This window comes from Gemmatimonadota bacterium (assembly GCA_026706345.1).
GTDB lineage: Bacteria > JAAXHH01 > JAAXHH01 > JAAXHH01 > JAAXHH01 > JAAXHH01.
The window spans coordinates 16,140-30,615 of sequence record JAPOYX010000265.1 but is presented as its reverse complement, the minus strand read 5'-3'; the positions used below and the strand labels follow the sequence as shown (position 1 = coordinate 30,615).

General features: G+C 62.4%; 10 protein-coding genes. 9 read left to right on the top strand and 1 reads right to left on the bottom strand.

Annotation, left to right across the window (positions count from 1 at the left end):
• Positions 1-179: 179 nt before the first annotated feature.
• The 3 genes from OXG98_18325 to OXG98_18315 are packed head-to-tail and all read left to right on the top strand — an operon-like array spanning position 180 to position 4,888.
• A complete protein-coding gene (locus tag OXG98_18325) occupies positions 180-1,901 on the top strand; it encodes a toprim domain-containing protein (GenBank protein ID MCY3773967.1) in 1,722 nt (573 codons plus the stop codon).
• 7 nt (positions 1,902-1,908) lie between these two features.
• Positions 1,909-3,900, top strand: a complete 1,992-nt coding sequence (locus tag OXG98_18320; protein ID MCY3773966.1) for a DNA topoisomerase IV subunit A — start codon at positions 1,909-1,911, stop codon at positions 3,898-3,900.
• Position 3,901: 1 nt separating this feature from the next.
• On the top strand, positions 3,902-4,888 hold the full coding sequence (locus OXG98_18315) for a mannonate dehydratase (protein MCY3773965.1): 987 nt from the start codon (positions 3,902-3,904) through the stop codon (positions 4,886-4,888).
• A gap of 94 nt (positions 4,889-4,982) precedes the next feature.
• Here OXG98_18315 and OXG98_18310 read toward each other — a convergent pair whose 3' ends face one another.
• The gene (locus tag OXG98_18310) at positions 4,983-7,637 is read right to left on the bottom strand and encodes a DUF5916 domain-containing protein (GenBank protein ID MCY3773964.1); all 2,655 of its coding nucleotides are present in this window, start codon (positions 7,635-7,637) and stop codon (positions 4,983-4,985) included.
• 364 nt (positions 7,638-8,001) lie between these two features.
• Here OXG98_18310 and OXG98_18305 point away from each other — a divergent pair, with 364 nt between their 5' ends.
• From OXG98_18305 to OXG98_18280, 6 genes are all read left to right on the top strand, one after another.
• The gene (locus OXG98_18305) at positions 8,002-9,561 is read left to right on the top strand and encodes a sulfatase-like hydrolase/transferase (protein ID MCY3773963.1); all 1,560 of its coding nucleotides are present in this window, start codon (positions 8,002-8,004) and stop codon (positions 9,559-9,561) included.
• Between the two features lie 31 nt (positions 9,562-9,592).
• On the top strand, positions 9,593-10,441 hold the full coding sequence (locus OXG98_18300) for a proline dehydrogenase family protein (GenBank protein MCY3773962.1): 849 nt from the start codon (positions 9,593-9,595) through the stop codon (positions 10,439-10,441).
• A 170-nt stretch (positions 10,442-10,611) separates the two neighbouring features.
• Complete coding sequence (locus OXG98_18295) at positions 10,612-11,481, top strand: hypothetical protein (GenBank protein ID MCY3773961.1); 870 nt, start codon at positions 10,612-10,614, stop codon at positions 11,479-11,481.
• Between the two features lie 313 nt (positions 11,482-11,794).
• A complete protein-coding gene (locus OXG98_18290; protein ID MCY3773960.1) occupies positions 11,795-11,986 on the top strand; it encodes a hypothetical protein in 192 nt (63 codons plus the stop codon).
• 15 nt (positions 11,987-12,001) lie between these two features.
• The gene (gene tsaD, locus OXG98_18285; GenBank protein MCY3773959.1) at positions 12,002-13,030 is read left to right on the top strand and encodes a tRNA (adenosine(37)-N6)-threonylcarbamoyltransferase complex transferase subunit TsaD; all 1,029 of its coding nucleotides are present in this window, start codon (positions 12,002-12,004) and stop codon (positions 13,028-13,030) included.
• Positions 13,031-13,089: 59 nt separating this feature from the next.
• Complete coding sequence (locus OXG98_18280) at positions 13,090-14,403, top strand: NCS2 family permease (protein ID MCY3773958.1); 1,314 nt, start codon at positions 13,090-13,092, stop codon at positions 14,401-14,403.
• The last annotated feature ends 73 nt before the right edge of the window (positions 14,404-14,476 follow it).

Sequence of the window (14,476 nt, the reverse complement as noted above, 5' to 3'; positions counted from 1 at the left end):
GAAACGGGAACGGCTCGCGCGACAGCGGCGCCGCGACCAACGGAAGGGCGGTCGAATCGGAAAACGGCGCACGGCCGGTTGAAGGCAACGGATCGTCGTCGGCGGCGGACGCCGCCGTCTACGACGAAAGCAAGGTCAAGACCCTCTCGTCGCTGGAGCATATCCGGCTCCGGACCGGCATGTATATCGGCCGGCTCGGAAACGGCAGCGATCCGGAAGACGGCATCTACGTCCTGCTGAAGGAGGTCATCGACAATGCCGTGGACGAATTCATCATGGGCCACGGCCGAAAGATCGACGTGACCATCGAGGACAACCGGGTCCGCGTCCGCGACTTCGGCCGCGGGATTCCCCTCGGCAAGGTCGTGGAGTGTACCTCGATCATCAACACGGGCGCCAAGTACAATGACGAGGTCTTTCAGTTCAGCGTCGGACTGAACGGCGTCGGCGCCAAGGCGGTCAACGCCCTCTCCGTCGATTTCCGCGCCGTGGCGTACCGGGACGGACGGTTCGCGGAGGCGGTATACGAGAGGGGACAGCTTCTCGGCCAGCACGAAGGCGATACGGATGAGCCGGACGGCACCTATGTCGAATTCCTGCCCGACGAGGAGATCTTCGGGGAATACGCCTTTCAGCCGGACTATGTCGACCGCCGCATGTGGAACTACGCCTGCCTGAACAGCGGCCTCCGCATGATCTACAATAAGAAGCGCTTCGTTTCCCGGTACGGACTGCTGGATTTCCTGAAGGCCGAGGTGGGGAAGAATGTCCTCTACGAGCCCTCTTATCACAAGAGCCAGTACATCGAGTTCTCCTTCACGCACACCACCAATTACGGCGAGACGCTCTTCTCCTTCGTGAACGGCCAGTACACTGCGGACGGAGGATCCCACCAGAGCGCCTTCCGCGAAGGCATCCTCAAGGGCGTCAACGAGTACTTCAAGAAGAGCTACGGGGGGGTGGATGTCCGCGAGTCCATCGCGGGCGCCATCGCCATCAAGCTGAAGGAACCGGTCTTCGAGTCCCAGACCAAGAACAAGCTGGGCAATACCGAGATCCGGGGCTGGCTCGTTTCGGAGGTCCGGAGCGCCGTGGTGGACTTTCTGCACAAGAACCAGGAGTCCGCCCAGCGGATCCAGGAGAAGATCACGCAGAACGAGCGCCTGCGGAAGGAACTGAACGCGGTCAAGAAGGAAGCCCGCGAGGCGGCCCGGCGCATCGCCATCAAGATCCCCAATTTCAAGGACTGCAAGTACCACTTCGATCACGCGAAGTACGGAGAGGATTCCTCCATATTCATCACCGAGGGGCCCTCTGCCGCCGGTTCCATGGTATCGGCCCGGGACCCGCTGACCCAGGCGATCTTCGGGCTGAAGGGCGTGCCGTTGAACGTCTTTTCCCGCACGCGGGCGGCCATCTACAAGAACGAGGAGCTTTACAACCTCATGATGGCCCTCGGCATCGAGGAGGGGATGTCGAACCTGCGGTTCAACAAAGTGATCATCGCGACGGACGCCGATTACGACGGCTATCACATCCGAAACCTTCTGATGACCTTCTTCCTCGGCTACTTCGAGGAGATGGTGCTCGCGGGCCACGTCCACATCCTGGAAACGCCCCTCTTCCGGGTACGCAACACGAAGGAAACCGTGTACTGCTACAGCGAGAAAGAACGCAACGCGGCCTTAGGCCGGATACGGGGCGCGGAAGTGACCCGGTTCAAGGGGCTGGGAGAGATCTCGCCCGGCGAATTCGGCCAGTTCATCGGTGCCGACATGCGGCTCGTGAAGGTCAACGTCCGTTCCATCCACAGCATACCGGACACCCTGAATTTCTACATGGGCAAGAACACGCCCGAGCGCAGGGAATACATCGTGGAAAACCTGCTGGACGAAGTATAGGATATCCATGGCTTACGCCGATACCCTCTTCGACGACTACTACCTGAAGTACGCCTCCTATTTCATCAAGGACCGCGCGATACCGGAGATCGACGACGGTCTCAAGCCGGTGCAGCGGCGTATTCTCCATACCCTCTTCGAGATGGATGACGGGAAGTACCACAAGGTAGCCAACGTGGTCGGCCAGACCATGCGGTACCATCCCCACGGGGACCAGTCCATCTTCGGCTCGCTGGTCAACCTGTCCAACAAGGACATGTTCATCGAGAAGCAGGGCAATTTCGGTTCCATCCTGACCGGCGACCCCGCCTCCGCGGCCCGGTACATCGAATGCCGGCTGACGCAGCTTGCCAGGGAGGTGCTGCACGATCCGGAAATCACCGAATACGTGGATTCCTACGACGGCCGCAACCGGGAGCCGGTGGCCTTTCCCGCGAAGATTCCCGTGCTCCTCGCCCTGGGCGCCGAGGGCATCGCCTCGAGCATGGCGACCCGGATCCTGCCCCACAATCTCATCGAGCTCATGGAGGCCCAGATCGCCTGCCTCAGGGACGAGGCTTTCGAGGTCCTGCCCGATTTCCCCACCGGGGGCCTGGTGGACGTCTCGGAATATAACGACGGCAACGGTAAGGTGATGGTCCGCGCCCACCTGGACGTAAGGGACCCCAAGCGCATCGTCATCCGTCAGCTGCCCTTCGGTTCGACCACCGAAAGCCTGATCGCTTCCATCGAGGCGGCGGCGAAGAAGAACAAGTTGAAGATCGCCGGCATCTCCGACTTCACGGCGGACGAGGTGGAGATAGAAATCCGGCTGGCCCGGGGCGTGCATTCAGACGAAACCGTGGACGCCCTTTACGCCTTCACCGACTGCGAGTCTTCCATCTCCACGAACGTGCTGGTAATCCGGGCGGGCCACCCGTGCATACTGCCCGTTACCGACGTGCTCAGGCACAACACGCAGCGGCTCCTGGAAGTCCTCGAAGCGGAACTCAAGATCGAACGGAAGCAGCTGCACGCGAAGCTGCGGGCGAAAACGCTGGAGCAACTCTTCATCAAGGAACGGATCTACAAGCGCATCGAGGAAGTCCGGGAGCAGGAGAAGATCCACGAAGCGATCCGGGAGGGGTTCGAACCCTTCGAATCAAAGGTGAAGGAACTGACGTCCGAGGATATCGATACCCTGCTCAAGGTGCCGATCCGCCGGATCTCCCTGTACGATATCAACCGCGCCAACGAGGAGATGAAGGGCATTCGGAACCGCTTGCGCGAGATCAGGGATCACCTGGGCAATCTTTCGGCCTGCGCGATCACGCTCCTGGAAGGACTCATCGGGCAGTATCGCGAGGCTTTTCAGCGCAGGACGACCATCACCTCCTTCAAGCGGGTCGATGCCCGGGAGGCGGCGCAGCGAAATCTCGCGCTCAAGTACGACCGGAACACCGGGTACCTCGGGTACGATCTCAGCAGCGGCGATACCCTCTTCGATGTATCCCCGTACGACCGGGTGCTGGTGATCCGCAAGACAGGCGCCTACGCCCTCCACGATGAAATCGAACGGCTCTTCGTGGACAAGGGCATGCTGCACTGCGGGTTTGTAGATCCCGACCTGGTATTCACAATGATCTACAGGGACCGGAACGGCCACCCCTTTGTCAAGCGCTGCAAGCTGGAGAAGTTCATCCTGAACAGGGGATACGAACTCGTGCCCGAGGGTTGCCGTATCCTCCAGTTGACCACGGATCCCGATGTCATGGCGACCGTCACTTACAAACCCACGCCGCGCATGCGGGTCTTCGAGGAGGAATTCGACCTTTCCAGCTATCCGGTGCGTGGGAACCGGGCCAAGGGCATCCGCCTGGCGCCCAAGGCGCTCAAGGGCGTGAAGCTGTCCAGGAAGCAGGATCAGCCGGAAGCGCCCGGGCAGACGGACCGCCCGGCGATCCCGAATGGTCCGGAACCAGACGCCCCTTCAGGCGATTCCGCGGAAGGAAAGGACTGATATGACCCTGGAAATGCGCATCGGCCTCGGGCAGTTCAACGTCCTCACCGACGAGAAACTCGCCTACATCAAGCAGCTCGGCGCCGACGACTTCCTCATGAACACCCCGAAACTGCCGGGCGAGAAGCGTTGGGAGCTGGAGGACCTGGTCGACCTTAAGCAGCGGGCCGACAACGCCGAACTGCGCCTGATGGCCCTGGAGAACGTGCCCATCCCCTTCTACGACAAGGCCATGCTGGGGCTGTCGGGCCGCGACGAGCAGATCGAGAACATGAAGTACACGATCCGGAACATGGGTCGGGCCGGCATTCCCATCCTGGGGTACCACTGGATCCCCAGTTCCGTCTGGCGGACGCCCGATCCCGCCGTACTCCGCGGCGGGGCCACGGCCACAAGGTTCGATTTCGAGGCCCACCGGGACGCGGAACCCACCCACGGCAGGATCTTCACGGCAGACGAGATGTGGGACAACTACCACTACTACATGACGCGGATCCTGCCGGTCGCCGAGGAGAGCAACGTCAAGCTCGCGCTGCACCCCGACGACCCGCCCATCCCCATGCTGGGCGGCGTGGCGCGGATCTTCAGCAGCTTCGAGGGCTTCAAGCGGGCCATGGACACCTTCGACAGTCCGTACCACGGCCTGGATTTCTGCATGGGATGCTGGTCTGAGATGGGGGGTCACGACTACGTGATCAAGGCCGTGCGGCACTTCGGCGAAGCCGGCAGAATTATCTACGTCCATTTCCGCGACGTGCAGGGGAACGTGCCCTGTTTCAACGAGTGCTTCATCAACGAGGGCAACGTCGACCCCTACGAGGTCATGCGAACGCTGAAGGAGGTCGGGTTCACCGGGTTCATGATCACCGACCATGTCCCCCATTTCGTCGACGACACCGACTGGAACCACCGGGGCCGCGCCTACGCCATTGGCTACATGACCGCCATGCTGGAAATGGTGAACAAGCTGCGGCCCTCACCCGCCTAGTCCATATCGCCCCGCCTGGCTTCGCGCCATCGGCGGCCCTGGACCGGCCAGGCTTGAGCCGCTTCCCGGTCCGCTTCCGCGCCGCTTCCCGGCCCTAGACCGAGAACCAGTAGTTGAATTTCAGCAGGAAGATGTTCGAGGGATAGGTGTCGAACAGGTCGTTCAGGTCCTGCCCGGCGGAGAATTCGCCCGTGCCGCCCGAGCGGCTGCGCTGCTGCTGCCACACGAGGTACAGCGTCGAGCCCGGCGTATACTCCCACCGCAAAACCAGATTGGAACGGAACTGGCGGAAATTGAAGTCGGGATCGTCGAAGGTGTAGTCGGTCTGCCCGTCCAGGTTCTCATCCACGCGGTAAACTCCGTCCGAATCGTCGTAGTTCAACTGCTCGTCCGAAAGCATTGCGAACCGGTCTCCATACCGGTCGGCCCGCGCGTCGGTTATACGCTTGAACCGGGCGTAGCGGCCGGCCGATACGAAAGGCTGGCCGTAGTACTGGATGGACATGTTGTTGGTGATGCTGTAGTTGAGCCGGATGCCGATCCCCAGCGTCTTCTGGTCGACGCGGCCCAGCAGGTATCTGTCCGCGTCGCCGAACGATTCATCGGACACGTACTGCAACTCGTTCCAGTTGGTGTCGAAAAACGGATTGATGCGGATGTTCATGGCGTTACTCGGCCGGTACCGCATGGACAGGTACATCCAGCTCGAGCGTCCCGCGTCATCGCGGCGCCGGTTGTGGCCGCCTCCAACGCCGAAACTGATCGGCTTGCGCCCATCGGTGTCCACGTCGAAGTTGAATTCCACGTTACCCGGTGTTTTCAGGGACGGCCCGCCGCGCAGGGCGGTGGTGGACAAGCCTTCGATCTCCGAGTTCACGTTAAGCCACACCCACCAGTAGTTGTTGAACTGACCGCCCCCGTTGATGTTGCCGCCCAGGAATTTCCGGCCCCGGCCGAAGGTGAATCCCTGCCACTGGTTCAGGAACACATTGTACGCGCGGAAGATCCGGTTCGGTTTTTCCGACCGGTAACCGAACCAGCTGTTCTGCATGAATACGTCGGCCTGGCGCAGGAAACCCACGTCGTTCAGTTCGAGGCCCGGAGAGCGCCAGGTTCCGGAGATCCCCATGTTCCACGGGCTGTTTCCCGAACGGCCTATGCCGAAGCTGCCGCCATGGCCGCTCAGGGCGGTCAGCGTGGAATCGAGGGCTACGTAGGAGGCGTCGGGACGCTGGTAGTACCGCGCGGAGTTGCGCTGCACACGGGTAATGGCTTCCGGTTCGCCCCGGATATGGCTGAACGACAGGCTCGCGTTGAGCCAGTAGGTCCGGTCGCTCCACTGGTGGCGGAAATCGATCCCGCCCGTGTAGGCCGCCCGGTTGAGGAAATCGAAGTGGGCCTTGTTGTTGTTCCGGTTGGTCGCCGTGAGCATCGTACCCAGCGACGTGCCCCCGTCGTTGAAGTCCTGCTGGAGGCGTGCGACCAGATAGTTGGTCAGCGGTTCCACGGACTCTTCACTCCGCGCGCCCTCCGTGTCTATCCGGGCGGAGGCTTCCGCGGTGACCGCTTCCACGATGCCGATGGACAGGCCGCCGGGCGTCTTTCCGGTGATCTTCGCGGCGGCGAGTATGGGCGTATTCCGCGGCATATCCATGGTCTGGCCGTCTGACAGATCAGGATTCCGCTGGGGAGACCGGCCGATACGCCGCGAGTAGAACAACTGGTCGTTCCGGAAGGGACCGCCGCCGCCGACGCCGAACTCGGTGATGTTCTTCCCTTCGACGAAAAGGGGCCGCCGTTCCTCGAAGAACAGCTCGAAGGCCGACAGGTTCACCCGCGAAGGGTCCGCCTCGACCTGGCCGAAGTCGGGGTTCACGGCCAGATCCATGGTCAGGTTGCCGGCGAGGCCGATCTTGCCGTCCAATCCGATGCGTCCGGCAGCGCTTTGTCCGTCGCGGAAGGGATTCCGCGCTTCGGCCTGGAACCGGTTGAGGTCACCCACCACATAGGGCAATACCTCGATCCGGTGGGAAGACTCGATTCCTTCCAGTCCGCGCAGTTCTCCGAACAGACTGACCCAGCCCGGCGAATTCCGATGGATGTGCTGCCAGCCGGAACGCTCCTCGCGGCGGTACAGCCTTCTTTGTACCTGCAGGCCCCATACCTGTCCCTCCTCGCCGGAGAACCGCAGCTGGCTCAGGGGTATGCGCATCTCGGCAAGCCACCCCTCTTCGTCGATGGTGGACGCGCCGAACCATACGGGGTCCCAGCTGGCGTCCCAGTCGTTGCCGTCGTTCGATATGGCTTCGTCGCCCCGGCCGCCGGAGGCGGTCAGCGTAAAGGAAAACGCCGTGCGCTTGTCGTGGTAGCTGTCGAAATGGATCTCCACCCAGTCGTTGTCCCAGTCGTCCCGCCGGGTTACGCGGCTGGTGATCCGGTCCGGTTTGGTATCATAGGCACGGATCAGCACGTAGAGGTTGTGATCGTCAAAAAGGATCTTGAAAGCCGTCTGCTGCGAGGGTTCCCCGCCGTCGTCGGGATCCAGCTGGGTAAAATCACCGGACCATTCCACGTCGTCCCAGGCCGGATCATCGCCCTTCCCGTCGATGTCAGGGGGCTGCGACACGATATGCCGTGTGTTGTAAACCCGTTTTTCCGGCGCCGGTTCGCGCGCCGCCGATTCCGCCGGTGCGAGTAAGGATGCGATCGAAAGGACCGTGATCCACCGAATCAGTCTTGTCCTGAGCAATGTGCTGCCTCCTGCTGTCTTCCTGCCCGTCGGGAAACGCTCTTGAAACTTGTTGCTTCTATGACTTGAGACCCGCGCGAATAGTTGCGTTTTTTTCGTGTCGAGCTACAGCCCGGGGTCTTTCGTCTTCGGGCGTTACTTCATACATCTTCATGGAAGTCCGTATTCACAAAACCTGTCGCGTATTCCCAGAAACGGATGCACCGGTCCGCGGCACCCGCCGCAGGAGTCCGCGGGGCGCCGAATATGCTTTTGCCATAACGCGTGCGCGGCTGCATATTACCGACTGCAGGACAGGACGCGCAAACCGGGCTTCGGCGGCAGGACCGCCGCGCCCGCACCCCGCGGCACGCGGAGAAACTCCATGCCCGGCAATCGACTGAACGTACTCTTCATCATGACCGACCAGATGCGGGCGGACTGCATGTCCTGCGCCGGCCATCCCGTGGTCAGGACGCCCCACCTGGATGAACTTGCCGGCGACGGCGTCCTGTTCCGGCGGGCCTACGTACAGTCGGCAGTCTGCGGTCCGAGCCGCATGTGCTTCTACACGGGGCGATACCCCCACGCCAACCGGTCGCCCTGGAACGAGGTCCCCCTGCCCGCGGACGAGAAGACGATGGGGCATTACTTCGCGGACGGGGGTTACCGGGCGGCCCTGTGCGGCAAGACGCACTACACCCCCGATCCCCTTGGCGAACCGGAGGCGCAGCCTGAACAGGGGTTCCGGCGCGCGGCCCTGGCCGGCCTGGAATCCTGGGAACTGAATGAAAGCAGGGGGGAGGGGTGGCTTGCGCATCTCGCAGCCAGGGGATATCCCGATGAAGTCCTGCGCGACCCGTTCGCCGTGGAAATGCCCGCCGGCGCCGACGGCGATCACTCCGCCTACCCCACGCGGTTCAGGCGGGAGGACAGCGATACCGCGTTCATGACGGACCGCGCCATGGCCTTCATGAAGGACGCCGGCGGATCGCCCGGATCTCCCGGGTCGCCCTGGTTCCTCCACCTCTCCTATTTCAAGCCCCATTTGCCCATCGTGGCGCCCTATCCGTACAACGAACTATACGATCCCGCCGATTCCCCCGCACCGAACCGGTCCCCGGAAGAACTGGCGCGGCCCCATCCCTTCCATGTCCCCTTCCGCATAGAACGCGGGGGCGTGGCGTATGACGACGAGGCGGTCTGGCGCCGGCGGAGGGCCACGTACTACGGGTTGATCACGGAGATCGACGACCACCTGGGAAGGCTGTTCCGCTTCATGAAGGACCGCGGGCTCTGGGAGAATACGCTGATCATCTTTACGTCCGACCACGGGGAATATGTGGGCGACCACTGGATGTTCGAAAAGGAACTCTTCTACGACGAGGCGTACAACGTGCCCTTCATCGTCCGCGATCCCCGGTCCTGCGCGGATGGAACGCGCGGCATGGCGATGGACGATTTCGTCGAATCCCTCGACGTCCTTCCCACCTGTATGGACGTGTGCGGACTGTGCGAACCGGGCGGGCCAGGCGGACCAGGCGGACCGGACACGTCGGCGTTCCTGCAGGGCCGGTCCCTCGTTCCTCTCCTGCGGGGGGAACGGCCGGGCGACTGGCGCACGGAAGTCTACGCCGACTGGGATTTCCGATTCTACTGGACGCCGAAGAAACTCGGCATCCCGCCGGAGAGGTGCCGGGGCTGGATGGTACGGGACGACCGGTTCAAGTACTGGCATTTCAACGGCATGCCGGACGTGCTGTTCGACCTGGAAGCGGATCCCGGAGAGCTTCGGAACGTAGCCGGTGATCCACGCTATGCCGGGACAGTCCAGGACCTTCGCGTGAGACTCATGGACTGGCGGATGTCAAACGAGGACATGAGCCGGGTGGCATGGACCTATGGGCGCCGTCCCGGATTCGGGCGCAATCCCTTCGTGGCGTAACCTGTCCGCCGCACGGCGTGCCGGAGGCGAAATGAGCCGGTTCTTTTTCCTCGCCAGGAGATTCGTCGCGGGGGAATCTCTCGAAGCCGCGGTCGAAGTCGTCCGGGAGTTGAACGGCGCGGGACTCGACGTCACGTTGAACATGCTCGGCGAAGGAACCCGGGATCGGGCCGGGGCCGAGCACGCGGTCCGGCAGTATCTCGTCGTGCTGGACCTGATCCGTGACGGCGCGCTCAAGGCCAATATCTCCGTCAAACTCACCCACCTCGGGCTGGATATAGACGAGGCATACTGCGTAGACAACCTGTGCCGGATCCTGGAAGCCGCGAAGGAGCGGGACATCTTCATCCGGCTGGACATGGAAGGGTCGCCCTATACGCAGCAGACCCTCGACATCTTCTACAACCTGTACGAAAGCCATAGGAACGCCGGCGTGGTGATCCAGGCCATGCTGCTCCGCAGTCCCCACGACATCTTCGTGCTCAACAAGATCGGCGCCCGCGTGCGGCTGTGCAAGGGGTCCTACCGGGAGCCCTCCGACCTGGCCCTGCAGCGGATGCCCAACATACGCGGCGCGTTTCTTTCGATAGCGGAACAGCTCCTGCGGGACGGCCACTATCCCGCTTTCGCGACCCACGACGATTACCTCATCAAGGGCGTCGCGCGGTATGCCGAGCGTCTGGAGGTTCCAAGGGACGGCTTCGAGTTCCAGATGCTGTACGGATTGCGGCCCCGGTACCAGCGGGAGATGCGCAGACAGGGTTACCGGATGCGGATCTACGTGCCCTTCGGCACGGAGTGGATGCCCTACTTCTACCGGCGGCTCCGGGAACGCAGGGAAAACGTATGGTTCGTCCTGCGGAACCTCCTCAGACGCTGAGACCGGCTCCCGGCCCGGTCGAGCGGATCGCATGCGCCGTTTCCTTATCTTTTTTGCGGTAACATATGCCTCCCATACAGGGTCTAAAGTGGTAGACGCGATGACCTCGCATCCTTCGTTCCGCGGGGTCCATCGCAAAGACCTTAAGTTCACCGGATGGGAGGTGCCTTATGTTTACCCACGCGTGCAGAGTCCTTGCCGTTGCCATTGTGCTCGCCCTGCTGCCCGGCGACCTGACGGGATTTCACCGGGACGCCTTCGCAGAGGTCAGGCATTACGCTAAAACGGTCGCGTTCGAACCCGGCGGCCACCTGGACATAGAAACCGGCAGGGGCAGCCTTGAACTGTCGTCATGGGACCGTAACGAGGTGGAAATCGTCGCCCGTATCGAGTCCCCCTTCGATATCAACCCCGACTACGCGAGTAAGATCATAACGGCGCTGAGAATCGACGTGGAGGGATCCGGACGATCGTTGCGGATACGGTCCGACTACGATGATATTCCCGATTACAAACGATGGTTCATCAGTATCCGGCATATCCCCTACGTCCACTACGAAATACGAATGCCGCGCCGTATCAATCTGGCCCTGGAGGTTCGCCATACGGATACGAGGATCCAGCACGTGGAAGGCGCGATTCGCATTCACGCGCATTACAGCACGGTAACGGGCACGGACTGGACGGGTCTGACGCGTCTCGACATGGATCACGGCACGCTTCGGCTGACGGAGCTGGAAGGCGCCGTCGAACTGGACGCGAGACACGCGGACGTGCGCATGGAAGCGATTCGACTCAGCGGCGACACGCGGATACGCGCGCACCAGGGTCTGACGGAGTTGTACCTGCCTCGCTATCAGGGACTCGACCTCTACTCCGACGTCAGCCACCAGAGCGACCTGGACTCCGATTTCGAGATTTCGACCCGGGTTTTCCGGCGCGACGAAGGCATCATAACCGGCACGATCAACGGGGGCGGCTCGTTGCTCGAACTCCGCGGCGACCATACCAGGTTCCGTTTGAGAAAAAGCGATCCGTAATCGGATGCTCCGGTTACCGGTTACAGTGTACCCGCGCTGTTTACTCAACTCGCCTCGAAGATCATCCACTGACATCCACACCGGATCATAAACACCCTTCGCCGTAACCCGGCCGCAGGCCGCCCGGGTATCCCGCCCGGGCACGCCCTGCCCTCGGCGCCGCGTCTTCTCGCGGTCCGCGTGGCCAGCGCGGCACGATACGTGGTATAATCATTGACAATGCCGCCGGTGTTGCATCATAATCTGAAAACCAAACGCAGTAGATGGGCCTTCGTTTCATCGAGTCAACCCCTGGACGGGAGATGCATTCGTGATGGACCTGACTTTTCCGTTGTGTCAGAAATGCAAGGTGGGCGTGTTGATTCCGCTCTCCGACTATGGCCGGGACGGCGCGACGATCGAGTACAAGGCCTGGGCGTGTTCCAATCCGGAATGCGGTTTCAACATTCGCATCGACAACGGCGATATCAGTTACGGAAGGCCCATGACGCAGTCTCACAAGTAAGCAGATGGGGGTGCCGTGCTCATCCTCGGTATCGATACTTCCTGTGACGAAACCGCGGCCGCCGTCGTGCGCGATGAGACGACCGTCCTGTCCAACGTTATCTCCTCGCAGGGCATACACCAGGAATATGGAGGCGTCGTACCCGAACTGGCCTCCCGGGCGCACCTGACCCTGCTGCTGCCCGCCATCGAATCCGCCCTGCAACAGGCTTCCTGCGATCCGGACGACCTGGACGCTCTGGCCGTGACTTATGGCCCCGGCCTCTCGGGATGCCTGCTGATCGGACTGTCTACCGTCAAATCCATTGCGCTGGCCCTCGACAAACCGTTGGTCGGCGTGAACCACATCGAAGGCCACGTGTTCGCCGGCCGCCTGGCGGACACCGGTCTTGACCCGCCTTTCATCGCGCTCGTCGTTTCCGGCGGCCATACCCAGCTTGTGCACGTCGAGCGCTGGGGCCGGTACCGTATTCTGGGCAATACCCGCGATGACGCGGCCGGCGAGGCCTTCGACAAGGTCGCCAGGCTGATGAGGATCGGGTATCCCGGCGGCCCGGTCATCGATCGGCTGTCGCGGAACGGCGATCCCGGGTTCCTGGATTTTCCCCGGACATACCTGGACCCGCAGGGGTTCGAGTTCAGCTTCAGCGGCCTCAAGAACGCGGTGCGCATGTACCTGTCGAAACGATCAGAAGACGAAATAGACCGCGACCAGACGCATATCGCCGCGGCCTTCCAGGAAGCCGTCGTGGACGTCCTGGTCGACAAGTCCGCCGCCGCCGCCCTGGCCGTGGGCGCCGATACCATATTGATCACGGGCGGGGTGGCCTGCAACAGCCGCCTGCGCGAGCGGATGACCGAAAAGGGCGCCGAGCGGGGAATCCGGGTGATCTATCCTCCGCCCATCCTGTGTACGGACAACGGCGCCATGATCGCGGCGGCCGGGGCCTATCGTTTCGGGAAGGGACAACGGGACGGCCTGTCGCTTTCCGTTCATCCACGTGCGCGCCTGTGCGACGCGAACGCGAACGGGGCGTCCGCCTGACCCGGATGTCACGATTTCGGAAGAACCGAAGGTGATTTCGGAGACCGTGAGACCTGCCCATGAACCGGATCGCGTCCTACTTCAGATTTGACGAACTCAACACGAACTGGCGCGCGGAGGTGACCGGCGGCCTGACCACGTTCATGACGATGGCCTACATCGTGGTCGTGAACCCGGGCGTTCTTTCGGAAGCGATGGGCGAGGCGCTGTTCGGGGAACTGCTCTTCGCGACGTGCGCGTCCGCGGCGGCCGGCACGTTGCTGATGGCGCTCCTGGCGAACTACCCCTTTGCCCTGGCGCCCGGCATGGGCCTCAACGCCTTTTTTACGTATACGATCGTGCAGGGGATGGGCGTGGACTGGCGTCTTGCCCTCGCCGTTGTGCTGGCCTCGGGACTCCTGTTTCTTTTAATGACGGTGCTGCGGGTGCGTGAAGCGATCATTACGGCCGTTCCGGAACCGCTGAAACGTGCGACGGCCGCGGGCATCGGACTGTTCATCGCCTTTATCGGGCTCGGGAACGCGGGCATCATCGTGGACAATCCCGCCACGCTGGTCGGCCTGGGTGAGGTACGCTCCTGGACGGTGGGACTGACACTCGCCGGATTGCTGGGCACCGGCGTGATGCTTGCGCGGGGTGTCCGCGGGGCGATCCTGCTGGGCGTTGCGGGGGTCGCGCTGCTGGCCATGATCGCCGGTGTGGCGCCGTGGCCGGCCGGCGTCGTCAGCCTTCCCGTCTGGCCCGCGAACCTGTTCGGCGAAGCCGTCGTTAACCTGCCTTTGATGCTGGACTCGGCCATGCTGCATCTCGTTTTCGCCTTTCTTTTCGTGGACCTGTTCGATACCATGGGCACGCTGGTCGGACTTTCGGAGCGTTCGGGATACCTGGACGCCCAGGGCCGGCTGCCCCGGGCCAACCGTGCGCTTCTCGCGGATTCCTGCGGGACGGTTTTCGGCAGCGTCCTGGGATCATCGACCGTGACGACCTACATCGAGAGCGCCACGGGGATCTCGTCCGGGGCGCGGTCGGGATTCGCCAGCCTGATCGTCGCCGTCCTGTTCCTCGGCGCGCTGTTTCTGACGCCCCTCGTGGAATCGATACCGGTTTTCGCCACCGCGCCCGCCCTGGTCGTAACGGGCGTGCTGATGATGGCCTCGGCCGCGCAGGTCAAATGGAGCGACGCCTCGGAGGCGGTCCCCGTCTTCCTGACGCTCATCGCGATCCCGTTGACTTTCAGCATCGCCGACGGCCTGGCCGTTGGCTTCGTCGCCTATCCGATCATCAAGCGACTGAGCGGCAGGGGAGGCGAAGTGCATCCGCTCGTCGATGTGTTGGCCCTTGTCTTTATCGCACGATACGTGTTCTTGTCATAGACGGCCAGGAATCACAGGCCAAAAATCACAGACCCGCACCAATGGTCTTCAATCACAACCGGATCTCGTGAGG

What these genes read in the sequence shown, in the direction of transcription:
- OXG98_18325 (MCY3773967.1), top strand. Translation starts at nt 180, where the DNA reads ATGTATATCGGCCGGCTCGGAAACGGCAGCGATCCGGAAGACGGCATC.
- OXG98_18320 (MCY3773966.1), top strand. Translation starts at nt 1,909, where the DNA reads ATGGCTTACGCCGATACCCTCTTCGACGACTACTACCTGAAGTACGCC.
- OXG98_18315 (MCY3773965.1), top strand. Translation starts at nt 3,902, where the DNA reads ATGACCCTGGAAATGCGCATCGGCCTCGGGCAGTTCAACGTCCTCACC.
- OXG98_18305 (MCY3773963.1), top strand. Translation starts at nt 8,002, where the DNA reads ATGCCCGGCAATCGACTGAACGTACTCTTCATCATGACCGACCAGATG.
- OXG98_18300 (MCY3773962.1), top strand. Translation starts at nt 9,593, where the DNA reads ATGAGCCGGTTCTTTTTCCTCGCCAGGAGATTCGTCGCGGGGGAATCT.
- OXG98_18295 (MCY3773961.1), top strand. Translation starts at nt 10,612, where the DNA reads ATGTTTACCCACGCGTGCAGAGTCCTTGCCGTTGCCATTGTGCTCGCC.
- OXG98_18290 (MCY3773960.1), top strand. Translation starts at nt 11,795, where the DNA reads ATGGACCTGACTTTTCCGTTGTGTCAGAAATGCAAGGTGGGCGTGTTG.
- OXG98_18280 (MCY3773958.1), top strand. Translation starts at nt 13,090, where the DNA reads ATGAACCGGATCGCGTCCTACTTCAGATTTGACGAACTCAACACGAAC.